Genomic DNA, 22,558 nt, shown 5'->3' on the forward strand with positions numbered 1-22,558 from the left:
CCGCGTCCCGGCGAGTCGCGTCGATCAGCCGAAGTGGATCAAAGCGGCTATCCGGCCGGCTCGGCGACGGCCGTGCCGAGGGCGTGAATCCGCTGACGGATCTCGGCGATCGGCGCGGACAGGTCGACCGGGTGTACGTCGACCCGGATTCCCGAACCGGCCAACTGGTAGCTGCCGGACGTCGGACCGCCGGCGGCGTACACCAGATGGCCCCGGGCCAGCCCGTACGTCGTGCAGTACGCCAGCATCTGGTAGACGTCGCTGTTCGGCGGACGGCCCGGCCCGGCGGTCTCACCGGGTTTGCCCCACGCGGTCGGCTTGTACTTGGCGTCCACCACCGCCCGGCACGACGACCCGTCCCACCAGGTGATGTCGGGTCGCAGCCCGATCCGCCGCCCGGTGTCCAGGTGCGACTGGTGCTGGGCGCGCAGCCGGCCGCCGTACCGGGACTCGATGCTGTCGCGCAGCATGGCGGTGAGCCAGCTTTCGAAGACCGCGTTGAGGTCGAAGACGAAGCCGGTGGTGGCGAACGGGCCTGGCGGCTGTTCGACGCTGTTGCCGGCCAGGATCAGCCGGGCCAGCCGCAGCGCCGGCTGGTAACGGGCGGTCAGCCGGTCGACCCGGGTCACCGGCGACACTGCCCCAGCCGGCAGCGGGGTAACGTCGGCGAGCGCGGCGACGATCCGGTGCAGGGCGTGCCGGGTCACTGCCGGTACGCCGGGCAGCCGCTGCAGCCGGTGGGCAGCTGCCAGCAGGATCCGGTTCTTGGTGATGTCGACCGTGTAGTCGTCGTAGCGGACCTCCAGCGGCGGGGCGAAGCCGAGTCGACGCCGGACCTGGTCGGCCTCCCGGATCCGGCCCCGCAGCACCGGCAACGCCTCCTCACGTACCTGGTAGCCCTGCAGCACCCCGGCGGCGAACGCGGCCGAGCAGGCGGCGGTGAACGCGACCGCCATGGCCGGCACCAGGTCGGTCTCCTCGGCCAGCCCGACCGGCTCGTCGCGCCAGCCACGCTGATCGTCGGCGTACCCGAGCAGCCACATCAGCCGACCGATCGGCAGCTTCGGGCGTACCCGGACCTCGACGGCCGGCTCGGATCCGGCCTGACCCGCGCCCGACCGGCCCGCGCCCGGCCGGCCCGTGTGGACGCGGACCACGCCGACGCGGGAGCCGGCCCGCAGCCGCAGCCGACCGTCCAGGGTGGCCGAAACCCGGACCAGGCCGGTGGCGGCCAACGCCCGGGCCACGGCCTTCGGCACCGGGTCGTAGTCGCGGGTCTGATGTTCACACAGGCTGAGCAGCCTCACTGGGGCTCGTCCCCGGTCTCCTCGACCGGCTCCGGCGGCTCGACCGCCGTCAGGGTCGCCGCCGAGGTGCTGCCGGCTGCGAGCGCCTTCCACAACACGTCCAGGCCGTAGCGGGCGCGCACGTCGACGCCGTCGCCGACGTGGCGCTCCTCCAGCAGCGGCAGGATCGCGGTCTTCCAGATCCGGGCCAGACCGTCGGCGGTGGCGGCCCGTGACGTCATCAGGTACGACGGGCCGACAGCGGCGTCGCGGTCGCCGATCCGGCGGTTCAGCTCGTCGAGCAGGTCGGCCCGGTCGGCCGGCAACTGTTGGTCGTCGAGCCAGCGGCGCAGCATGTCGACCAGCGGCGGCTCGCCGGGGAACAGCGACTGGAAGTAGAACCGGCGGCGCATCGCCGCGTCGACCAGGGCGATCGACCGGTCGGCGGTGTTCATCGTGCCGATCAGGTAGACGTTCGGCGGCAGGTCGAAGTCGTCGCCGGGCGAGTACTGCAGGGCGATGTTGCGGTCGCGGTATTCGAGCAGGAAGTACAGCTCGCCGAAGACCTTCGCCAGGTTGGCGCGGTTGATCTCGTCGATGATCAGGATGTACGGCTGCGCCGGGTCGGCGCGGGCGTCCTCGACGAGCTGTTTGAACGGACCGGGTTCGAGGGAGAAGCCGACGCCGTTGCCGTCGTCGGCCGGCCGGGGGCGGTAGCCCTCGAAGAAGTCCTCGTACGCGTACGAAGGGTGGAACTGCACCAGCCGGTACGCGTTGTCGGCCTCGCCGGTGAGGAAGCGGGCGAGTTCCTGTGCCAGGTACGTCTTGCCGGTGCCGGGCGGCCCGTACAACACGATCTGTTTCTTCTCCCGCAGCAGGTCGACGGTCTCGGCCAGCCACTCCCGGTCGATGAACAGCCGTTCGGCGAGTGCAGTGGTCGGCTCCGGCAGCTCGGCCGCCAGGTCGGCCAAGTCGGCCACGTCCTCGCCGTCGAGGTCGGCGGACCCGCCGTCGGCGTCGTCGCCCTCGCCGATGCCGGCGAGGGCAGCGAACTCGGCGGTGTGTACGCCGAGGCCTGCGACGCTGAGATACCCGGCGAGTTTGCTGCGGGCGGCATCGGACAGTTCGTCGCGGTCGGCCGGCGCGGTCGGGTTGGCCCATCGCACGGCACGGCGCAGGTTGGACAGGTCATCGGTGGACGCGACCCGGGTGACCGGGCCGGTCACCTCGCCGATGTAGAGGCCACGCCGGTCACCGGCGACAACGATGTCCCCTTCGCTCATCTGGTTGTGGAACCGGTCGAGGACACCGGCCATTATGGCCCGCTGCATCGGAGTCAGGTCCGGTGCGGCTTGCCGCAGCTGTTCGACAATCTGGGCCCTGGAGCCGGCGATCTCACCGTCGAGCCGTTCAGTGAAGCCGATGGAGCAGAATCCGTCGGCGAGCCAGTCGTCGAGCAGGTTGCGGCCGTGCACCCGGGCACTGCGGACCAGCCAGCCACGTTGTCCGGTGGTGGCGGCCGCCACCGCTGACGGCAGCCAGCGGTCCGCCCATGGCGGGTGGTAGAAGTGCACCGGCTGGTCGGGTGACTCGGCGTTGAGGGTGTCACGGATCGCCACCAGGTCACGCTCGACGTCACCGGTCGGAGTGGTGAGCCGGTGGGTGAAGGCGGCGACGATCAGCTTCTTGTGCTTGTTCGACGCGATGTCCGGGAAGACATCCGGGAATGCCAGGTTGAGCAGCAGGTTCCGCTGGCTGTACGCGGCGTTGATCGGCACGCCGTCGAGGATTTCGCGGAACTTCCACGGATCGTCGAGTGCGCGGCGTTGTTCGTCGCGCGGCAACGCCTTCCACGCCTGGAGCACCCGGACCAGCCAGGCGATCTGCCGGTCCCGCTGAGTCAGGTAGGCCACGCCGGCTTTGACCCGCCCGTGGTCGAGCACCGCGTCGAGATCGGCCGGGATCCGCACCGGTTCCGGCAGCAGCGTCAACGCAGCCCCGATCACCTTGCGTTTGACGGTCCCGCCCAGGTCGCGGGGCAGCAGCAGATGCAGGTAGATCAGCTCGGCCATCAGCTGGATCGCGGTCGCCGGTACGCCGTCGAGCTGCCCGCGCAGCTTCCTGGTGAAACTGCCGGTGCCGGCGTCCGGCCGCTGCACGAAATACTTCTCCAGCAGGTCGGCCGACTCAGCTGTCCAGACCGGACGACCGGGAGTAAATGCCGAGTCGTTGGCGGCAAGGCCCGCTTCGATGATCCGCCCGGGCGGCGGCGTAGACGTCTACCACGGCCGTGCACGCTACGACATCGCCGAGCATTGCGGATCACCGGTGCCGGTGGCAGATGCGTCCGGTCGGGACATCGGCGTACCCGGGCGGTTGTCTGAAATCTGTCTACCGGTTTGGTGCGGCTGGCCAGTCGGGTCGGATATGTTTGCCGGCTGCCCTCGAAGCAGCGGTGGACCGGCATCCGCGGTCCGCCTGTCCGTCCGTGTCTTAAGTACAGGCACCGGAACGACAGAGGGGAACGGATGAGCAGCCAGTCTCCAGCGAGCGGCAAGAGCCGGCACTGGGTGGTGATAGAGACCGGCGCCAATCAGGCGTACGTGTTCGCCAGCAACAAACAGGCGGTGAACGTCGGGGCCAGCGAATTGATCTTCCGGAGCGGCACCGAGTGGGTGACCGAGGTGGTCAGAAGGATCAACGAGAGGTCCGGACGGGACGTTGTCGAGATCGTGGTAGCTGCCTCGGGCAAGGCACTGCTGCTGGCCCGGAACGCCGCCGTCGGGAGGGCAGTCATCCGGGCGGTGACCCGCCGGGCACTGCATCAGGCGCCAGGGCTGGAGATCTGGGGCACCGTTGACCCGAAGCCGGTCAACGGCGACGCCGACCTGGCGGCTGGACTGAGCCGGGCGTACCAGTTGCAGGCGGCGTGGCGCAGCCGTCGCCCGTCGCCGCTGCTGCGGCACCCAACGCTGCCGTTCACCCGGCCCTGCCACTACTCGGGGCAGCCATCGACCGCGTTCGGCGACGAAGGCGGCACACCGTACCCGAGGGCGGCTAAGGTCGACGCGGCCTGGCGGCGGCGCAACGCCGGCCGGAACCGGATGGCCGATCGGCTGGTCGACTCGGCGGTGGTCCAGGCTGACAAGTTGAACGACGGGGTCAGCAACGCCGGCTGGGTGGCGGTGATGCACGCCGACGGCAACGGCATCGGCAGCGTGTTCCGCAGCATCGCCGATGCGTACAGCGGTCAGGAGTTCCTGGCCAAGCTGGGTGCCTTCAGCCGGGCGCTCGACGAGGTGACGGTCGCCGCGCTGCGGTACGCCGTCGAGCAGGTCAACGACCGGACCGGCTGGTTGCTGCCACTGGTCGTCGGCGGTGACGACGTGACCGTGGTGATGGACGCCCGGCCGGCGTTCGAGGTGACCGCGACCTTCGTGGAACGGTTCGCCGAGCAGGCCGCCGGCAACGAAACCATCTCGCAGGTGCTGGCCGACGTGCAGCTGCCAGGGCTCACCGCCTGCGCCGGGATCGCGTACGTCAAACCGCACTACCCGTTCAGCCAGGCGTACGAGTTGGCCGAGGAACTGTGCAGTTCCGCCAAACAGATCAAGCGTATCGATCCCAGCTGTGGTGCGCTGGACTTCCACGTGCTGCACGACTCGATCGGGCAGCATCTGGGACGGATCCGGGCACCGCTGACCGTGGCCGATGGCGACGAGGCCGAGTTGCGGCTGTGGCCCGGTCCGGTGGTCATCGGCGAGCCGGCGGAAGGCGGCTGGGCGGCGGCACACCACGTCACGCCGTTGCGCACGGTGGCCAAAGAGTTGGGTCGCAAGTCGAGCGAGGACAATCCGCCCGTACTACCCCGCAGTGCTCTGCACCGGTTGCGGCAGGCGCTGCTCGCCGGCCGGACCGAAACGAACCGGGCTCGCGACCAGGTCACCGTATGGGCGCCCAAAAGGGAGAAGGCGGAAGCGTTCCTGCGGGAACATCTGCTGGTCGACGAACCGCCGGCGGACTCCGGCGTCACTTTCAGCCGGATCCTCGGCGCAATCGACCTGATCGACATGGCGACCGGTACCGCTCCGCACACCGCCGCGGAACTCGACGACATCCGCACTGCGCCGTCCAGGGAGGCTGCCTGATGACCAACACCAAGTCAGCGGCGGGCAACGCCGAATTGCGCAACGGCCAGCCGTTCACCGTCGACGTGGAGTTCCTCAGCGACTGGGGCTGCGGCACCGGCACCGGCCGGCACGGCGCGGTGGACCGCGAGGTGCAGCGCGACGCCGACGGCCTGCCGATGCTACGCGGTAAGGCACTCGCGGCGGTCCTGCGTGACGCGGCGGAGACCGTCGCCACCGGTTTGGACGAAGGCGTCACCGGCACCTGGCGCACCTGGGTGGAGGCGGTCTTCGGCAGCCAGCCCGGCGCGTCGTCCCTGCAACGACTCGGCCCCGCCGCAGCTGGCGAGCCGCGACCGCAGCCACGCTCGATGCCGGTTCCGGCAGCGCTGCAGGCCCGGCCGCTTCGCCTGCACGCCGACGTACGGGAGGCGGTCGCCGCGTTCGAAGACCGTGACCGCCGACTGGCCCGGGAGGCGGCCGTATTGCTGCGCCCCGGGGTGCAGATCGACCAGTATCGGCACACCGCAGCCGACGACATGTTCCGCATCGAGGAACGGGCAGCGGTCGGGTTGACCGTGACCGCCGACTGGCATCTGGACTTTCCGGGGCTCGACGTCGGCGCCCCGGTGCCATGGGAGGCCGAACTGCTGCTGCTGGCCGCCGCCCGGCTGGTCGACGCCATCGGTGGCAAGCGTCGACGCGGCGCGGGACGGTGCCGGGTCACCATCGCCGGCCACCGCGCCGGCACCCAGTTGGCCACGCTGCTGGGTCAGATCGACCGGGCGAGGACCCCGGCCGATGTGAGGCCGACAAATGCCGCGCCGACCACCGAGACTGCCGACGCGACGCTCGGCGCCATGACCGAAACCCTGCCGGAGCACCGCCACGATCTGCGGATCACCGCGCTCACTCCGTTGATGGTGGCCCGTGGCGTGCTCGGCAACCTGGTGTTGTCCGAACGATTCGTGCCCGGTACGTCGCTGCTGCCGATGGTGGCCAAGGCGCTCGGCGACCGCGCCACCGAGCTGATCACCAGCGGTCAGGTGGTGGTCACCAACGCCACCGTCGAGGTCGGCAACAAACGGTCGCTGCCGCTGCCCCGTTCCCTGCATCAGTTCAAGGACGCCGACCCCGACCTGCCGGACGAACCACCGGTCCTGGTGAATCTGCTGAAGCCCCGTAGCGACGACGGCAAACGACTGCGGACCATGGTCGGCTTCTGCGTCCGCGACACCGTCGACGGCGGCATCCGCATCGCCGAGGTGGACCTGGTGACGCAGGCGCACGCCGTCATCGACGACGCATCGCAGCGGCCGACCGAGGAGTCCGGTGGCCTGTTCGTATACGAGGCGATCGCCGCCGGCACGGTGCTGCGCTGCGAGCTGTGGCTCCCCGCCGACGCTCAGCTCAAAACCGACCGGCTCAACGGCGAACACGCGATCGGGCGGTCCCGCAAGGACGACTACGGCCACATCAGGGTCGAGGTCATCGACCAGCCCGGTGAGCCGGTGTTGATTAGCCGCGACGAGAATCCGGCCGAGGGCGAGCTGGTCGTCTGGCTGCTGTCCGATTTGCTGCTGCGCGGCCCGGCCGGTGCGCCGGTGACCAGTCCGGACCTGCTGGGCACCGTGCTCGGCGAGGCGCTGGGCGTCGACCTGACACTGCCGCCGCTGGAGCCGGGACAACCACCGGCGGAGTTCGTCACCACCCGGCGGGTCGAGTCATGGCAGCGCCGCTGGTCGATGCCGCGCCCGTCACTGGCCGGAATCGCCGCCGGCAGCGTCGTGCGGTTTCAGATGAGCGGGGTGCCCGGCGACGAAGCGCTGCGCCGGGTCGAGGCCGCCGGGCTCGGGGAGCGGACCGCCGAAGGCTACGGCCGGCTGGCGTTGCAGCCCTGGCTGCTCGGCCAGGAGACGGTTCGGCTACCCAAGCCCAACAAGAACATGGGTGGCAGCAGGGGCGATGAGGGCACGGCTCGACGGTGGCTTCCGGATAACGTACCGGAGTTGGCGGTCGAACTGCTGCGGCGTGGCTGGCGGCGGGAACTGCACCGTACGGCAGCGGTCCGGGCAGCCGACGACACCCTGCGCGACCTTCTCGTACCGGGCAACGCGACCGCGGCGCAGTTGGGGATCCTGCGCACGTTGGCCGACCGGCTCACCGCCGGTGACGGCCCGGCGCAGCTGCGGGGCTGGATCGCGGCGACCCGCCGCAATCCGCCGCGCATGCAGGTGTGGGGCGAGCAGCGGCTCGATCAGCTGGCGCTGCTGGCCAGCGGCAACGAGGAGCTGTGGACGCTCCTGGGTGTACGCCCGCCGGAACCCATCGCGGGCAAGCTGTACCAGCAGGCAGCCGGTTGGCTGCTCACCGAGGTGGCACGGGCCGAGGTCGAACGACGCCGCAACCCGGGGACAGACGACGACCAGCAGGCCGGTCCAGAAGCCGACCGCAACGAGGAGGTGCCGGTATGAGCCGCCAGGTGGCAATCAGGTGGGAGCTGACCGGCGTCCTCGTCGCCAAGGCGGCGGTGCACATCGGTGGTCTCGACGCCGGGCCGGCACAGCTGGTCCAGGCCCGCGACGGTGCCGGCCGGCCGCTGCTGCCCGGCACCGCGCTGGCCGGGGTGATCCGCTCCGCGCTGCGCGGTGCAGGGAGCCCCGACAGCGCCCTGTGGGGCCTGCCGTCCGATTCGGACGGCGACGGCGGGCAGGCTTCCTGGGTACGGGTCGACGACGCCCCCGCTCTCGACGGCCCGCACGTCGAGGTACGCGACCACGTGTCGATTGACCGGTTCCACGGTGCGGCGGCCAAGGGGCACCTGTTCAGCCGGGAGGTGCTGGCCGCCGGCACCCGATTCGACTTCCGCATGGTGGTCGACGCCCCCGCAGACGGCGACGCGGCGGCGCAGGCCCTGGTCGAAGCGGTCGCGGCTCAGCTACGCGGCCCCGGCATCAGCGTCGGCGCGGCCACCACCCGTGGGCTCGGCCTGGTCCGGCTGACGGACGCCGTACGGCGTAAGTCGGATCTGGCCACCCAGGCCGGCATGCTCGCCGCGCTACGCACCGGTGGGGAGCCGGTGGGCCTGCCCCCTGCGGACCCGGATCAAGTGCCGGCCGGTGTGCTGCGGATCGTCGTGCCGTGGCGACCGCACGGTCCGCTGGCGGTGCAGGTCAGCTCGGACGGGGACGTGGTCAGCGCGTTTCCGTTGACCGGCCGCGACGGGGCCGACATCCATCTGGAACTGCCCGGCAGCTCGATCAAAGGTGTGCTGCGCAGTCACGCCGAGCGGATCACCCGTACGGTGACCGGCAAGTCCGCGCCCGAGGACTTCCTGGACCAGATGCGCGCCGACGGGCTCGGCTCGGTGGCGGCACTGTTCGGCACCGCCGCCGCCCGCGACAGCAGCGACCGGGATCAACCGACTGGACGGCGCGGCGCGTTGCAGGTGACCACCTGCACCAGCAGGGCCACCTTGCCGGCGGCCCAGTGGGACGCGGTGCGCATGCTGCAGCAACGCCTCGGTGACAGTGCGGGTGGTGGTGTCGAGATCGGCAAGAAGCCCGACAACAGACGATCGAGACAAAGAAAGAAGAATCAACCGCAGGCGGCTGGCAACACCGCGAACACGGCCAGCAAGGATGGCACCCAGCAGGAAGCAGACGTGCACCGGGTCGCGTTGGGCCGCCTGCAGCTCGCCGTCGACGAGCTGAACCGTGGCGTCAAGGGCATCAAGTTCATGATCGCGCACCACGTGGCGGTGGACCGGTGGACCGGCGGTGCTGCGGACGCGTTGCTGTTCGCCACCCTGGAGCCGCACACCACCGACGACAAGGCATGGCACCCGATCACCCTCGATCTGCGGGTCAACGAACTCGGGCCGGCCCCGTCGAAGCCGGACCCCGAATCCGACAAGGACGGGCAGTGCGCCCCGCCGCCGGAACAGCTTGCCGCGCTGGCGTTGCTGCTGCTGGTTCTGCGGGACCTGCGCGACGGCTGGCTGGGCTTCGGCCACGGCACCGCCCGTGGTGCCGGTGGCGTGCGGGTCGACGCCGACAAGGTCCGCTTCACTGCCGGCTCGATGACCGGTTGGTTCAGCTGCCTCGACGGCCGGTCGCTGGCCCAGGTGCTGGCCGACCAGGAGCTGACGGCGTCGCTGACCACCGCCTGGCTGGCCACGACTGAAGGAGCACCGGCATGAGCAGGGTCATCCGTACCGTTCGTCCGGTCGACGCGGGCCCGGCGGGCACGGCGCTGGCTGCGTTCGCCGCGAGCACGTCGGGAGTGGGTTTCTGCTACCGGCCGGCGGATGTCCGCTGGTTCCGGTTCGCCTCCGACGGGGTGGCCAGGGGCGCTAACGGGTCGGCGCTCGACCTGACCGGTGTGTTCGAGCTCCGGGCGTTCACCGGCTCGGCTGAACTGCGTTGGCTGCATGACAGCGGCGGAACGGGCACCGCTCACTGGGTCGGCGAGTCCGACACCGGCCACAGCCGGCCAGGCGTGCCGTGGCGGCTGCAGCACAAGCCGTACGAGCGGCTGCTGTGGGGCGCCGTGGTCGGCGAACGCAACGACCACGGCTGGGTGACGCTGCACGACGGACGGATCGGCACGCTGCCGGTGCCGGTCGACGGGCCGGCACCGGAAGGCTCCCTGGTGTGGCTGCAGGCGGTCGAGTACGCCGAGAACGACAAGCACGGCAACGTGGCCGTCGTGGATGAACGTCTGGTCGGGCTGGTGGCCCGACCGTTTCCGACGCCGAAGGACAAGGGGGCCGCACGATGACGATCGCACAGGTGCCGAGCGAGGCACCCGAGCCGTTGCCGATCGGCAACGGGTTCCTCAACCCGTACGCCTTCGTGTCGATCCCGGACCGGGCAGAGCTGCCGGAGTCGCTGTCGGACTGCGGGGTGGACAGCAAGTTGGCGGGCAAGCCGGTCGGCCACGACCGTTACCACGCCGACCGGTGGACGGGGACGATAGGCGTCACCGTCACCACCCGTACCCCGATGTTGATCCCCGACCATGGGCGACGTGCGGCCGCTAGCACGAACGCCGATGAGCCGCTGGAGGTGCGGGTGGACCACAAGGGCCGCCCGATGCTGGCCGGGTCGGCGGTAAAAGGCGCGCTGCGCTCGGCGTACGAGATGATCACGAACTCGCGGTTCGGGGTGTTCCAACAGGACAGGCAGCTGGCTATCCGGTCGACTGTTGACGAGAGCCTCGCCGACCTGCGACCGGCGGTGGTGCTGGAGGTCGGCGACGACACCGCCACCCTGCAGGTGGTCGAGTCCCTCACGCCGGACCATCTGCAGGGCAAGAAACTGGAGCGGCCGGTGCAGACGGCGGTGTGGTCGAAGATGACGCTGCGATGCGGGTGCACCGGCGGCTGCAGTGGCAAGATCGGGCACGGCACGGACGGCGGCGAGGATCCGCCGCGCAGCCCCGAGTTGGAGGCGTGGATCTACTTCGCCGCGCTGGGCAAGTTTCCGCTGTGGCGGGTCGCCGCCCTTGCTGAGCCGGGCAAGCTGTGCGACAAGTCAACGGCGCGACAACGGCGGAGCGAGGACATCGAGCGTGAGAAGAAGCGCACCCGCGGGCTGACGATCGATGCGCAACATGACCTGGTCAAGGTTCGGGGACGGCTGCACCGTACCGGCAGCACCTTCCCGGCCGGCGGTGAACGGAAACGGTACGAGCGTTTCGTGATCACCCAGGTGTTCGAAGGCCCCGCCGACGCGAAGCTGACCAAGGTCACCGTCGGCAAGCAGCTGCTCGACGGCTGGCAGGCCACGATCGACTCGTACCACCAGGCGCATCACCGGGAGAAGGACACGAGCACCCGCTACGGCCAGTACGTGTGGCAGCCGCAGCGGTGGAGGCAACTGCGCCCGCACGACACCCTCTACGTCAGGATCGAGGAGGTCGACTCGGCGAAGGGCCGCACGATCCAGGCCAACCGGCTGTTCCCGGCGATGGTCGGTCGGGTGCCGTTTGCCGGCACGCCGGAGCAGAGCCTGCCGGAAGCACACCGTCCGGCGAAGAATCATTCGGAGCTGTCGCCAGCCGACCGGGTATTCGGCTGGGTGGGGCAGGATGGCCGCCGAGGTGACGAAGGCCCCGCCTATCGGGGGCATCTGCGGGTGCTGCCGCCACACGAGTCACAGGCGCCGGACCCGAGCAGCGTGCACCGGATCGGTGGAGGGCTGCAGCTGGTCGCCCTCAACTCCCCCAAGCCGTCACAGTTCCGCTTCTACCTGGGTGACCGCGACGGCAAGCCGCTCAACGGAGTGGCGAAGGACGCCGACGAGGGCTACCCGGCCGAGCAGAGCAAGCCCGGTGAGCAGGACAAGCAGGCCGAGCGACGCTTGCGCGGGCGCAAGGTCTACCTGACCCACGCGGAGGTGCTCTACGGCCAGCACTCCCCCACGTACTGGAATCCGCCGGCTGCCGACGGCACCGGCCCGCTGAAGCCGGACCTCGTGCACGTCAAAGCCGGCCCGCGCTACCGCGAGTACGCCCGGACGCCGGTCCGCGACGGTGACAAGGACAACGTGGACGTCGTCACGTCGGTGTCGCAGTGGGTGAAGCAGGGCACGAAGTTCCGGCTGACGCTGCAGGTCGACAACCTCACCGACACCGAACTCGGCGCGCTGCTGTGGCTGCTGTGGCTACCCGAAGGTGCCTGCCTCAAGCTCGGGCTGGGCAAGCCGCTCGGGTTCGGCGCGGTGCGGGCCGAGGTGAACTGGGACGACACCAGGCTGTTCCATGGCGACCGGCTGCGGGACCGCTACCGACTGTTGTCGCGCTCGCCGGAGCCGGTCGACGTGTCGGCCGTCCGGCAGCTGATCGACGACTACGACGCACTACTGCGCGAACATCTCCCAACAGTACGGACGGAGTTCCTGAACGCCGCCTACGGTTTCCTCAACGCCCCGGTGCACTACCCCCGGGCGGCGGACACCGACAAGGAGCACACGCCGCCGCAGCCGGGCCAGCCGTCGACGCCACGCAACACCACCTACGACTGGTGGGTGACCAACGACGCCATCGGCGAGAAGGACAACCGGCCGAAGGACCGACGGCTGGCGTTGGGTGAGCTGTCCAATCCGGCGAACCTCGTCCTGCCGTACCACCCGATGAAGAAGGAACGCAACGCTGGCGGCAAGGGTGGCGGTAACGGGGGCAACGGCAAGAACGGCGGTGGCGGTGGAAAGAACGGCGGTGGAAAGAAGTAACTCGGCGCGGTGGTGAGCCGGCTAGGCTCCGGTGGAGGTCCCGCTACCGGAGCCCGGCAGCCGGCCCGGCTGACGTGTCAGGTGTCGCGCAGTCGGCGTACGTCGTCGCGTAGCTCGGCGAGCACGTCGGCCAGCCGGGGCCCGCTGCCGAGTCGGTCGCCGAACGCGGCACGGGCGGCGTTGGCCATTGCGGTGAGCAGCCCGCTGACGGTGTGCTGCGCTCCCCCGGTGTGCTCCAGGATCAGGTCGCCGAGGGCACGGGCGTCGAACGGCCCGTGCCCATGGGTGACCGGCAACTGGTTGCGGGTGGCGAACATCCAAGTCAGCTCGTTGCGGATCTTCGTCTTGGTCTGTGCGTGGTTGTCCGCTGAGCGTTCGGCGCAGGCGCATGCGCCGATGATCGCCCGCATCCCGGTTGCCGGGTCCTTGTCGATGCCGGGCAGCGCGGCCCACACCTCGATCCGTTCAGCGACCATCCGGACGGCGCGGTCCTCGGCGTCCACGATGGTCATCGGCCAGTCCTCCGGCTCGCCGGCGAGGCGCAACGCGTTTGACAGACACTGCGCTTGATCGCGCAGCTGTTTGCCAGTGGCGAGGGTGCCGAGTAGCCGGGCGGCGGTGTCGAGTTCGGCGACGTCCAGGGCGTGGCTGGCTGCGGCGAGGATGGCCCGGTCGGTGCCGAAGCGCAGCGGCAGCCGGTGGGTGCCGGCGTCGAGCACATTCTGGGTCTCGGTGACGAGCTGGCGCAGGAACAGCGGGATTCCCCGTACGGCGGCGATCTGCTGCCCGGCGGCGAGCAGGGTCAGCACATGCTCCTTCGGCCCGGTCGGGATCAGCACGATCGCCCCGGTGTCCGGGCCGACGTGCTGGCTCAGCAGCTCGACCGCGGCCTTCTCGGTGAACGCGGCCGGGTCGTCGGGGTCGAGCCCGACGGCAGCGACCGAAGCGGTGACGACGGTGTGTCCAGCGGCGCGCAGCTGCTCGCCGACCCGCTGCGCGTGGGTGAACGTCCCGGAGGCGGTGCCGAGGATGATCATTTTCACCGGTACCTCGACCGGACCGCCGAGGTAGGTCTGGACGTCTTTCTCGATCCGCCGCCACCGGTTCTGTCGGACAGCATCGGCGATCTCCTTGATGACGTAGTCACCGCCTTTGCTGTCCGGCCAGCCGAGGATGGTGAGGTAGCAGACGGTGTCGCCGGGCACCAGGGGCAGCGGCCCGAGTCCGGACGGGGTGGGCAGGTCGGCCGCCGGGGCGGTGTCGTGTTCGGCGAGGTGCCGGCGCAGGGCGTCGAGCATCGCCGGCTGCGGCGGCGCGAGTTCGTGGGAGCTGTCCTTGCCCATCTCGTTGAGCTGCCGCACGATCGGCGAGAGGAGCCACTCGCCGCTGGCGGTGCGCTTCGCGTCGAGCACGGCGGAGTCCTGATGCTCCCGGTCGATCGTGCCTATCAGCTTGCCGAGGGTGGCGATCCGTCGCCCGTTGCGCTGCTGCGCCCAGTGGAGCAGGTCGAGCGTGCTGCCGTCGTTTTCCCGCAGCTCCTGGTAGCGGTGGACGATGTAGGCGCGGACGGTGAAGCCGCTGCTGCCGTCGCCGCGCATCAACGCGGCGGCCATCACGGCCCGCATCCGGTCGGCGTTCGGCACGACGTACGCCTGCCCGAAGTGATCAGCCTCAGCGTCCACGACCCGCCGCTGCTCAACCGTCAGGCTCAGCTGACCCGCATCGGCGAGAGCCCGCAGCAGATCGTGGTAACGCCAGCGACGCAGCAACGGCACCACCGGGTCGACCGGCAACCCGACCGTCGGGTCGTAGACGGCGTGCCGGGGCGCCACGGTCGGCCCGATCCGGATCAACGACCACGGCAACCCGGACGTGATCACCGCGTCGAGCGCGCCGAGGATGACCTGGGTGGAGCCGCTGCCCCACACCGTGTAGACCCGCCCCGCAGTGGAGTCGGCGCGGCTGCGCAGGAAGCGGGTGACACCGCACGCGATGTCGGGTTCGGTGACGCTCACGCCGTGGACGATGGTGACGGCGGTGACCGGTACGCCGTACAGGTCGGGTTGGCGGTTGAGGGCGTGCGCGACGACGTCGGCGATCGGCGCGACGACCGGGGTGCACAGGAGCACCAGGTGGATGGTGGTGGCGCTGGTATCGGCCGGTAGTGCGCTGAGTGCGGCGGCGAGCGGCGCGACCTGGCCGGTGGTCTGCTCGGGGGTGCGCAGCAGCAGGATCTGCCGGGTGTGGGGGTCGTCGTCGGGCCGCTGTTCGAGCCGGGCGAGGAGGTCACCGGCGTCGGCCTGCCCGGCCGACAGGCGGGCGCGGCCCGCCGGTGCGCCGAGGTCGGAGTTTCCGACGGCGTGGAGCAGGTAGGTGACGGGTCGGGTCACGTTCGTCCTATTCGGGTCGGGTGTCGACGATGGTGCCGAGCCTGTTGCCGCCGAGGCCGGGCAGGCCGGGTCGACCCGCCTGGCCGGCGCGTTCGGCGCGCCAGGCCAGCTCGGTGTGTTCGGTGTCGCGCAGCCGGCGTACGTCGGCGCGCAGCTCGGCGAGCAGGTCGGCCAGTCGGGGGCCGGCGCCGGGGCGGTCGCCGAAGGTGCTGCGGGCGGCGGCGGCCATCGCGGTGAGCAGCCCGCTGACGGTGCGCTGCGCTCCCCCGGTGCGCTCCAGGATCAGCGGCTCCAGGTTGAGTGGCTCCGGGGCGAGCGGCTCCGGGTTCAGCGGCTCCGGGGTGTCGCCGTCGGCGCGGCCGTGGCCGTGGGTGATCGGCAGCCGGTTGCGGATCTCGTACAGCGGTCGCAGCACCTGCCGCCGGGTGGCTTCCTTGAGCCGGTTGGCGTCGATGGAGTGTTCGGTGCTGGCGCAGGCACCGATGATGGCGCGCATGCCGGTGGCGGCGTCCCGGTCGACGTCGGGCAGCGCGGCCCACACGTCGATCCGTTCGCCGATCATCCGGAAGGTGCAGTCCTCGGTGGTGGTGACGTCGGCCTGCACCGGCACCGGCCAGCAACGCAGCTGCTGGGTGGCGCAGCGCAGCGCGTCGGACAGGCTCACCGCGCGGGCGCTCAGTGGCTGCCCGGTGGCGAGGGTGCCGAGCAGCCGGGCGGCGGTGTCGAGTTCGGCGACGTCCAGGGCGTGGCTGGCGGCGGCGAGGATGGCCAGGTCGGTGCCGAAGCGCAGCGGCAGCCGGTGGGTGCCGGCGTCGAGCACGCTCCGGTCGCGGGTGACGAGCTGCCGTAGGAACAGCGGGATTCCCCGTACGGCGGCAGCCTGCTGCCCGGCGGCGAGCAGGGTCAGCACATGCTCCTTCGGCCCGGTCGGGATCAGCACGATCGCCCCGGTGTCCGGGCCGACGTGTTGGCTCAGCAGCTCGGCGGCGGCCGGCTCGGTGAAGGCGGCCGGGTCGTCGGCGGCGACGCCGAGGTCGGCGATCGGGGCGGCGACGGCGGTGTGCCCGGCGGCCCGCAGCCGGTCGGCGGCCTGGCGGGCGTGCGGGTAGGTGCCGGCGGCGGTGCCGAGGATCAACGCCTTGACCGGCACCGGCTGGCCGGCCGGCACCCCGAGGTAGGTGCGGACCGCCGGGTCGAGGTCGTCGCGTCGGTCGGGGTCGGCGGCGGCCTGGACGATCTGTTCGACGATGTACGGGCTGCCGTCGCGCGACGGGTTGCCGACGACGCTGAGGTACCAGACGGTGTCGCCGGGCACCAGGGTCAGCGATCCGAGCCCGGCCGGTGCGTTGTCACCGGCTGTCGGAACGCCACCGGCGGTGGCGGCGGCCGGGGATCTGTCGTGTTGGCGCAGGTGTCGGCGCAGCGCGTCGAGCATCGGCGGGTCCGGTGGTTTGAGTTCGTGGGCGCTGGCTTTGCCCATCTCGTTGAGCTGGTGGACGATCTGCGAGGCGAGCCACCGGCCGCTGGGCGCGGCTTTCGCCGCCCGTACCGCCGGGTCTGCATGCCCGGCGCGTTGCTCGCGGATGACCCGCAGCATCGCCCCGAGGGTGACCGGGGATCGTTTGGCGTGCTGTTCGGCCCAGGTGAGCAGGTCCAGCGGGGAGCCGTCGGCGGCGCGTAGTTCGTGGTAACGCTGGGCGACGTAGGCGCGGACGGTGAAGCCGCTGCTGCCGTCGCCGCGCATCAACGCGGCGGCCATCACGGCCCGCATCCGGTCGGCGTTCGGCACGACGTACGCCTGCCCGAAGTGATCAGCCTCAGCGTCCACGACCCGCCGCTGCTCAACCGTCAGGCTCAGCTGGCCCGTATCGGCGAGAGCCCGCAGCAGATCGTGGTAACGCCAGCGACGCAGCAACGGCACCACCGGGTCGACCGGCAACCCGGCCGTCGGGTCGTAGACGGCGTGCCGGGGCGCCACGGTCGGCCCGATCCGGATCAACGACCACGGCAGCCCGGACGTGATCACCGCGTCGAGCGCGCCGAGGACGGTCTGGGTGGAGCCGCTGCCCCAGACGACGTACGCCCGATCGGTGCCCGGGTCGGCGTGGGTGTCGAGGGTGTGGGTGACGCCGGTGGCGATGTCGGTCTCGTCGAGGCTGTCGCCGTGCATGACGGTGACGGCGGCGATGGTGCCGCCGTACAGGTCGGGCAGGCGGCGGACGGCGCGGTCGATCGCGGCGGCGATGGCGGCGACCCGGGCGGTGGTGGCGAGGATCAGGTGTACGGCGGTGCCGGCGGTGTCGGGGTCGGCATGCAGTACGGCGAGGGCGGCGGCCAGCGGCGCGGTGTCGCCGGTGGTCTGCGCCGGGGTGCGTAGCCGCAGGATCCGCCGGGTCTGGTCATCGTCGTCGGGCCGCTCGTCGAGCAGCCGCAGCAGGTCGGTGGCGCCGGCGCTGTCGGGTGGGGGTACGCCGAGGTCGGCGTGCCCGACGGCGTGCAGCACGAAGGAAACGCGAGGGGACACGGCCCGTCCAATCGAGGGGGTGGTCGGGGGGATGGTGCCGAGCCGATCAACGTTACTCAGTGGATTTGTCACGGGGCAGGCGGTGTCGGGTATCCGATGGCAGCCTTGCCCCGGCGACGGGTTCCACAGTGGCGCGGTCGGCGTCGATGATGGCACGGTGACGGACGATCGGTGGGACGGACCGGGGCTGACGGTGTTCGGCTCGGCCACCGGTGGCGGCCGGGCGGGCCGGCCGGCCCGGGCCGGCGGCGGGTCGGGCGGTGACCGGGGCGGCTGGGCGGGCGGGCTGCGGGCGGCGTTGTCGGACGGGACGGCGGCGGTGGCGGTCGGCGGCGCGCTGGCCGGCGGGTTCGGTGTCGAGGCGGCCAAGTCGGTGATGGTCGGTGAGGCGGCCGGCCGGTGGTGGTTCGTGGTGGGCTGCCTGGCCGGGGTGACACTGCTGGTGGCCGGGTTCGGGCTGCGGGAGCGGGCGCACCGGCAGGTGCAGGTGGGGATCGTGGTGACCGCGCGCGACGTCGGGCGCGGGCTGGCCAGGGCCCGGCAGTACGAGCAGCAGGCCGAGGAGTTCAGCCGGTCGACGTGTGCGGTGACGGTGGCGACGGCGGTCACCTTGTCCGGCGATCCGGTGGTGGACAAGTCTCGGGTCGAGGAGTTGGCGGATGAGACGTTCAACGCGTTGATGCTGGCGCAGCGGCTGACGCCGGAGGCGACCCGGGTCAATCTGATCCCGACGATGCCGCTGCATCTGGCGTTCTGGTTCGGTGCCCGGCTGGGTCACACCCATTCGCGTGAGGTGCGGGTCCACGCCGTCCGCCAGGCCGACGGGTCTCCCCCGTATTTCGCGGCGACGGCGTTGCGGGCCACCGAGTCGGCGGCGGCTCCGCTGTCGGCGAGCCTGGAGGTCGTGGCGGGCGGGGATCCGTCGCGGGCGGCGCTCGCGCTGGATCTGCAGGGTTTCGGGCGCCAGTTCGCCGATCCGGTACGGGAGACCTGCCGACAACACGGCATCGGTCACCTGCTGGTGCTGCGCAGCGCGGGTTCGTTGCTGGCCGAGGACGCGGCCACCTATACCGGGGTGGTGGAGCAGGCCCGCCGGGAGTGGCTGGCCGCCGCGTTGCCGAGTGCCGCCCGCACCGGCCGGTACGCGGTGTTCCTCAGCGGCTCGGTGGCGATCTCGCTGGCGTTGGGTGCCCGCCTGGCGGCACCGGATCCGGGGCGGTGGACGGTCTTTTCGTTCGACCGGGACACCCACTCGTACCAACCGTTTCCCTTGCCGGAGCCGACCCGGTGAGCGACAATTTCCACATCGACCTGTCGGCGACTACCGGACGGGAGGTGAGACAACCACGCCGGACCCAGCAGCCTCCATCGAGGACAGACAAGCCATCGATGTACGCAAGATTAAGTGCCGGAGTTGCGGCGAAATGTCGATTGCGACAACCTCCGGCACGCCCGGGATCCAGGGGAGGTTGGCGGAAAGATCCCAAAGTGCGCCCGAGCTGCGAAAACCCACCTCACAGAGATCATCTAAGCCGGCATCAAGATCATGATGATCATGAGGTTGCCCTCCGAGCCACCTGTTTGCCCAGCTCAGGCCGCCCGACATTTCGGACACGGTCCCCGGACACACGAAAACCGCACCGGATTGAAACCGGTGATATGAGCGCGTAAACTCGGTAGTCCCAAGTCCCCGGACACACGAAAACCGCACCGGATTGAAACTCTGACAGGCCTTTGGTAATGGCCCCGGCTACAGTCCCCGGACACACGAAAACCGCACCGGATTGAAACCAGCCACCACCAGCGCGATGAGGCGCATGGCGTGGTCGAGTCCCCGGACACACGAAAACCGCACCGGATTGAAACTTGAGAACGGCGTTGGTTGCCGGGCAGTACACGATGGTCCCCGGACACACGAAAACCGCACCGGATTGAAAGCCGTTCCAAAACGTCAAGGACGAGAAGCCCCGAGTCGAATTCAGGGCTGGGTGTCAGCGTGGCGGCGATGGAGTGGTGGTCAGCTCGCCGCACTTGGGGCACCAGCGGCTCTTGACTCGGAACGAGAACAGGCCTGCGAGGAAGCCGATTAGCGCGGCGCTCGTCAACGCGCAGATGTCCATGATCCTCTGCCTTCTCTACGGATGAGGATGGTGGGGTTGGGTCGGTGGTTGCAGCCACCGGCCCGACCCCGAGGTCCGCCGGGTCACCCAAAGCGGAACGAAAGGCCCGGAGCGCACCCAGCCGTACGACGCCCCCGTTGGCGTAGGCGTTGGGCACAAGTGGCCGGCCATGGAGCCGGGGCGCCGTACGACGTAACCGCCCGAACCAGTTCCGGCCACCTGACCCACACGGACGACGGAACGCCCGGCCAGAATTACCCGGGTTCGGTCACTCCCGGCAGTAGTACGACTCGTACTCGTACAGCGCCGTTCGGCCCTCCCCACGGTCGCGCCCGGAGAGGGTCAGCAGCTTCACGGAGACCATGACGCGCTGCCCCGTCCCGCCGGAACCCGCGTCACACCACACCTCCACCGTGTCCGTCTTCGGCAGCTCACGCGGGCCGATCACCAGGATCGTCACGACGTACGCCCTCCGCCCGAATCGGTGGGATCGAACCGGGCGAGCACGGCGGCCCGCTCCCGGCGGGACAGCTCCGGAGTGTGTGCCCACATGGACAGCAGACGTTCGGCGCTGGGCCGGTCGGTGGCCTCGAACGCCCGGAGCGCGTTCTCCACCCGGTCGATGACAGGGCTCTTGCCGGGCGGGTAGAGCGCCATCAGCCGGGCGGGTGCGAGTTCGTCCGGTGGGGCGGGGAAACTGTTCATCGGGTCGGACCTCCTGTGTCCGATCAAGGCCCCGGGCTGGCGTGTCCGCGCCGCTCAGGGCCGCCTCGTCTGGCCAGGGGTGGGTACGTGGATCGTCCAGCGAACTCCGCCGCTCACCACCGACCCCTGTTCCGGGTTTGCCGACCGGGCTCCGGATCACCCGATGCCGGCGGCGGGTCGTCGAACCGGCAGCCGATGTGCCGTTGCCGCCACTGCCGCAGTCCTTCCCGGAGCCGTTCGGACTCGGTCCGAGCGGCATCGCTCTGTCGGACCAGCCGATCCAGCTCGTCGGCGAGAAGCCCCAGATAGACGTACACCTCGTCGGGGTCCAGCCCACGCCACCGCGACCCGAACCGGACCGCCCTGACCTGGTGCGGTTCGACCTGATGCCTCACGCCCTCGGACACTGCGCAACCCCGATCCCGCGTCTCCCGATCCCTGCTGGCACACGCGAATCATGAGCCACACTTGCAGGAGTAGTCAATAGGGTAGTTCCGATTGGGTAGACCCGAACATGCCTACCGTTCGGCTCATGACCGGAGGACCGGGCGAGTTGATGGGTCCGTACGAGATCGCCGAGTACCTCGGCGTGTCTCGGCAGCGGTTCCAACAGATCGCTCGCCGACCCGGCTTTCCGAAGCCCTACCAGGAGCTACGCGGCATGAAGGTGTACCTCGCCGCCGAGATCACCGAGTGGGCGAAGCACAACCGGCCGCCGCGCCCGGACGCCGACGAGTAGCCCTCTCCGCCCTCCGAATCGGCAGCGCGGACCCGGCCGGCTCGGGCGAGGTACTGATCTACGTCCTTCCATGTACGTCGTCACCTGTCGGCGGCGCGCGCCGGCAGGTCACACGCCCGACACTCCGCCAACCGACTCGGCATGTCCCGCGAGGGTCTCCCGCGCCTGGGCCAGCACATCCGCGTCCGGCCGGTTCCGCATCGCCGCCACCGCGTCAAAGAGCGTCCCCTGCGGATCACCATCAGGTGCCGCCGCCACCCCACGCGCGGTCAGCAACCGGAAACGGGGATCACGTCCGTTCGGGGTACCCCTGTCTGGCGGGCAGGCTGTGGAGCAACGATGCGAACGATGTACGGCTGAAGTCGAGAATCGGACCCGCCGGGCCGGCCTTACTGTCCCGCACGCCCACCCGATCACCCGTCACGTTCACCTCGACGCAGTTGTCGTCGCCGCCGGACCGCGTGGACTTGCGCCAACCTGCGGCTGGAAAGCTGCTCATTACCTCGATTCTCCTCACCGACCCGCCCCAGCTGCAGCTTGAACTTCACGAGGTTCGACCCCGAGCGACTCCAGCGCCGCCGACAGCGGCACGAACTGTCCCTCGGCACGGGAGCGGACGATCACCGCAGCGTCCTTGCTGTCCCGGAACGCTTCGAGCTCTTCCCACTCGTCGATCCCGACCAGTACGGCCACCGGCCGCTCGTGCGTGGTGATGATGACCGGCTCGCCGGTGCGCCCGACCGACTCCAGCGCCCTGCCCGCGTCATCGCGGAGGTCTTCCAGCGTGATCCGCTCCACACGGGCACCGTACCGCCCGGTGCCTTGCCAGCCACGTTGGCGACCCCAGTAGATCGGCGGCCACGTTCAGTGGGCGGTCCAGCCGGGTTGGCGGGGGAGGCGGTGTGGCTGGCGGACCGGCAGCCACCTGGCCCGGCGGGCGCAGTCGGGGCACGGGGCGTGGCCGTGGATCCGGTCCGCCGGGCCGGCGACCGCGGCCAGGTCGGCGACGACCCGGGCCGCGGTCAGGTTGACCTCCGGTGGCACCAGCCACCCGCTGTACTGGAAGCGGTCGGCGATCGGGCCGAGCCGGGCGCGGACCTCGGCACGGCGGCGGTCGTTCACGATGTCGTAGACGACGAGCACCGGCCGGTTCACCAGCCGGCCCAGCCCTGCTCGGGGAGAACTTCCAGCGGTACGCCGTACCCGGCGGTTTCGCAGTCCGGGCAGGACGGCAGGGCCAGCAGGTGCCCGCCGCCGGTGAACCGTTCGGCGCTGGCGGCGAGCAGCCGGTCCAGATGCGCGTCACCGATGTGGATGGTGAAGACGCTGTACAGCACCCGTACGCCGTGGCGGCGCAGCAGCGTCGTCAGCTGCCGGCGGTCGCGGTCGTCGGGCAGGTCGAAGGTGACGGTCCACCAACTGGGCTGCATGC

The 22,558-nt window shown here is 70.6% G+C and carries 19 protein-coding genes and 1 CRISPR repeat array; of the genes, 7 read left to right on the forward strand and 12 right to left on the reverse strand.

All coding sequences use genetic code 11. The annotated features are described in order from the left end of the window. Positions 1-47: 47 nt before the first annotated feature. Positions 48-1,307: an McrC family protein gene (locus tag O7610_RS10960; RefSeq protein WP_289213190.1), complete on the reverse strand. Its 1,260-nt coding sequence runs from the start codon at positions 1,305-1,307 to the stop codon at positions 48-50. After that, positions 1,304-3,445, reverse strand: coding sequence for an McrB family protein (locus O7610_RS10965; protein WP_289213191.1), 2,142 nt, complete (start codon positions 3,443-3,445; stop codon positions 1,304-1,306). Before O7610_RS10965 ends, O7610_RS10960 begins: the two co-directional genes overlap by 4 nt. A 369-nt stretch (positions 3,446-3,814) precedes the next feature. Between O7610_RS10965 and O7610_RS10970 the strand changes: the two genes are divergently transcribed. Genes O7610_RS10970 through O7610_RS10990 form a run of 5 tightly spaced genes read left to right on the forward strand, consistent with a single transcriptional unit; the run spans position 3,815 to position 12,648 of the window. After that, positions 3,815-5,434: a Cas10/Cmr2 second palm domain-containing protein gene (locus tag O7610_RS10970; protein ID WP_289213192.1), complete on the forward strand. Its 1,620-nt coding sequence runs from the start codon at positions 3,815-3,817 to the stop codon at positions 5,432-5,434. Next, positions 5,434-7,887, forward strand: a complete 2,454-nt coding sequence (locus tag O7610_RS10975) for an RAMP superfamily CRISPR-associated protein (protein ID WP_289213193.1) — start codon at positions 5,434-5,436, stop codon at positions 7,885-7,887. Before O7610_RS10970 ends, O7610_RS10975 begins: the two co-directional genes overlap by 1 nt. Continuing rightward, positions 7,884-9,614, forward strand: a complete 1,731-nt coding sequence (locus tag O7610_RS10980; RefSeq protein ID WP_289213194.1) for an RAMP superfamily CRISPR-associated protein — start codon at positions 7,884-7,886, stop codon at positions 9,612-9,614. Before O7610_RS10975 ends, O7610_RS10980 begins: the two co-directional genes overlap by 4 nt. After that, a complete protein-coding gene (csx19, locus tag O7610_RS10985; RefSeq protein WP_289213195.1) occupies positions 9,611-10,195 on the forward strand; it encodes a type III-D CRISPR-associated protein Csx19 in 585 nt (194 codons plus the stop codon). Before O7610_RS10980 ends, csx19 begins: the two co-directional genes overlap by 4 nt. Continuing rightward, entirely contained in the window at positions 10,192-12,648 is a 2,457-nt protein-coding gene (locus O7610_RS10990; RefSeq protein WP_289213196.1) for an RAMP superfamily CRISPR-associated protein, read from the forward strand. Before csx19 ends, O7610_RS10990 begins: the two co-directional genes overlap by 4 nt. A gap of 77 nt (positions 12,649-12,725) precedes the next feature. Here the strand turns inward: O7610_RS10990 and O7610_RS10995 are convergent, their stop codons facing one another. Next, complete coding sequence (locus tag O7610_RS10995) at positions 12,726-15,038, reverse strand: hypothetical protein (RefSeq protein WP_289213197.1); 2,313 nt, start codon at positions 15,036-15,038, stop codon at positions 12,726-12,728. Positions 15,039-15,045: 7 nt separating this feature from the next. Then, complete coding sequence (locus O7610_RS11000; protein ID WP_289213198.1) at positions 15,046-17,562, reverse strand: hypothetical protein; 2,517 nt, start codon at positions 17,560-17,562, stop codon at positions 15,046-15,048. A gap of 157 nt (positions 17,563-17,719) precedes the next feature. On the opposite strand from O7610_RS11000, the gene O7610_RS11005 reads away from it, so the two are divergent. Further along, entirely contained in the window at positions 17,720-18,853 is a 1,134-nt protein-coding gene (locus O7610_RS11005; RefSeq protein ID WP_289213199.1) for an SAVED domain-containing protein, read from the forward strand. 324 nt (positions 18,854-19,177) lie between these two features. Beyond that, positions 19,178-19,500: direct repeats of the CRISPR family, unit length 37 nt; unit sequence AGTCCCCGGACACACGAAAACCGCACCGGATTGAAAC. Between the two features lie 450 nt (positions 19,501-19,950). On the opposite strand, the gene O7610_RS11010 is transcribed toward O7610_RS11005, so the two are convergent. From O7610_RS11010 to O7610_RS11020, 3 genes are all read right to left on the reverse strand, one after another. Next, the gene (locus O7610_RS11010) at positions 19,951-20,142 is read right to left on the reverse strand and encodes a hypothetical protein (protein WP_289213200.1); all 192 of its coding nucleotides are present in this window, start codon (positions 20,140-20,142) and stop codon (positions 19,951-19,953) included. Then, positions 20,139-20,387, reverse strand: coding sequence for a hypothetical protein (locus O7610_RS11015; RefSeq protein WP_289213201.1), 249 nt, complete (start codon positions 20,385-20,387; stop codon positions 20,139-20,141). Before O7610_RS11015 ends, O7610_RS11010 begins: the two co-directional genes overlap by 4 nt. A 113-nt stretch (positions 20,388-20,500) precedes the next feature. Then, on the reverse strand, positions 20,501-20,782 hold the full coding sequence (locus O7610_RS11020; protein WP_289213202.1) for a DivIVA domain-containing protein: 282 nt from the start codon (positions 20,780-20,782) through the stop codon (positions 20,501-20,503). A 137-nt stretch (positions 20,783-20,919) separates the two neighbouring features. On the opposite strand from O7610_RS11020, the gene O7610_RS11025 reads away from it, so the two are divergent. Next, positions 20,920-21,126, forward strand: a complete 207-nt coding sequence (locus O7610_RS11025; protein WP_233605958.1) for a helix-turn-helix transcriptional regulator — start codon at positions 20,920-20,922, stop codon at positions 21,124-21,126. Between the two features lie 108 nt (positions 21,127-21,234). Here the strand turns inward: O7610_RS11025 and O7610_RS11030 are convergent, their stop codons facing one another. The 5 genes from O7610_RS11030 to O7610_RS11050 form a co-directional block, all read right to left on the reverse strand. Continuing rightward, complete coding sequence (locus tag O7610_RS11030; protein ID WP_289213203.1) at positions 21,235-21,402, reverse strand: hypothetical protein; 168 nt, start codon at positions 21,400-21,402, stop codon at positions 21,235-21,237. 13 nt (positions 21,403-21,415) lie between these two features. Continuing rightward, a complete protein-coding gene (locus O7610_RS11035; RefSeq protein ID WP_289213204.1) occupies positions 21,416-21,625 on the reverse strand; it encodes a DUF397 domain-containing protein in 210 nt (69 codons plus the stop codon). A 14-nt stretch (positions 21,626-21,639) separates the two neighbouring features. After that, positions 21,640-21,924: a type II toxin-antitoxin system Phd/YefM family antitoxin gene (locus O7610_RS11040; protein ID WP_502959086.1), complete on the reverse strand. Its 285-nt coding sequence runs from the start codon at positions 21,922-21,924 to the stop codon at positions 21,640-21,642. Between the two features lie 66 nt (positions 21,925-21,990). After that, a complete protein-coding gene (locus tag O7610_RS11045; protein ID WP_289213205.1) occupies positions 21,991-22,281 on the reverse strand; it encodes a CRISPR-associated endonuclease Cas2 in 291 nt (96 codons plus the stop codon). Next, the gene (locus tag O7610_RS11050; RefSeq protein ID WP_281550647.1) at positions 22,278-22,556 is read right to left on the reverse strand and encodes a CRISPR-associated endonuclease Cas2; all 279 of its coding nucleotides are present in this window, start codon (positions 22,554-22,556) and stop codon (positions 22,278-22,280) included. Before O7610_RS11050 ends, O7610_RS11045 begins: the two co-directional genes overlap by 4 nt. Positions 22,557-22,558 lie beyond the last annotated feature (2 nt).

This window comes from Solwaraspora sp. WMMA2065, from assembly GCF_030345075.1.
Taxonomy (GTDB): domain Bacteria; phylum Actinomycetota; class Actinomycetes; order Mycobacteriales; family Micromonosporaceae; genus Micromonospora_E.

Excerpts from the sequence above, each read along its gene's own strand:
- O7610_RS10980 (WP_289213194.1), top strand. The coding sequence starts at position 7,884 with ATGAGCCGCCAGGTGGCAATCAGGTGGGAGCTGACCGGCGTCCTCGTC.
- O7610_RS11035 (WP_289213204.1), bottom strand. The coding sequence starts at position 21,625 with ATGAGCAGCTTTCCAGCCGCAGGTTGGCGCAAGTCCACGCGGTCCGGC.
- O7610_RS10970 (WP_289213192.1), top strand. The coding sequence starts at position 3,815 with ATGAGCAGCCAGTCTCCAGCGAGCGGCAAGAGCCGGCACTGGGTGGTG.
- O7610_RS11050 (WP_281550647.1), bottom strand. The coding sequence starts at position 22,556 with ATGCAGCCCAGTTGGTGGACCGTCACCTTCGACCTGCCCGACGACCGC.
- O7610_RS10975 (WP_289213193.1), top strand. The coding sequence starts at position 5,434 with ATGACCAACACCAAGTCAGCGGCGGGCAACGCCGAATTGCGCAACGGC.
- O7610_RS10990 (WP_289213196.1), top strand. The coding sequence starts at position 10,192 with ATGACGATCGCACAGGTGCCGAGCGAGGCACCCGAGCCGTTGCCGATC.
- O7610_RS11015 (WP_289213201.1), bottom strand. The coding sequence starts at position 20,387 with ATGAACAGTTTCCCCGCCCCACCGGACGAACTCGCACCCGCCCGGCTG.
- csx19 (WP_289213195.1), top strand. The coding sequence starts at position 9,611 with ATGAGCAGGGTCATCCGTACCGTTCGTCCGGTCGACGCGGGCCCGGCG.
- O7610_RS11025 (WP_233605958.1), top strand. The coding sequence starts at position 20,920 with ATGACCGGAGGACCGGGCGAGTTGATGGGTCCGTACGAGATCGCCGAG.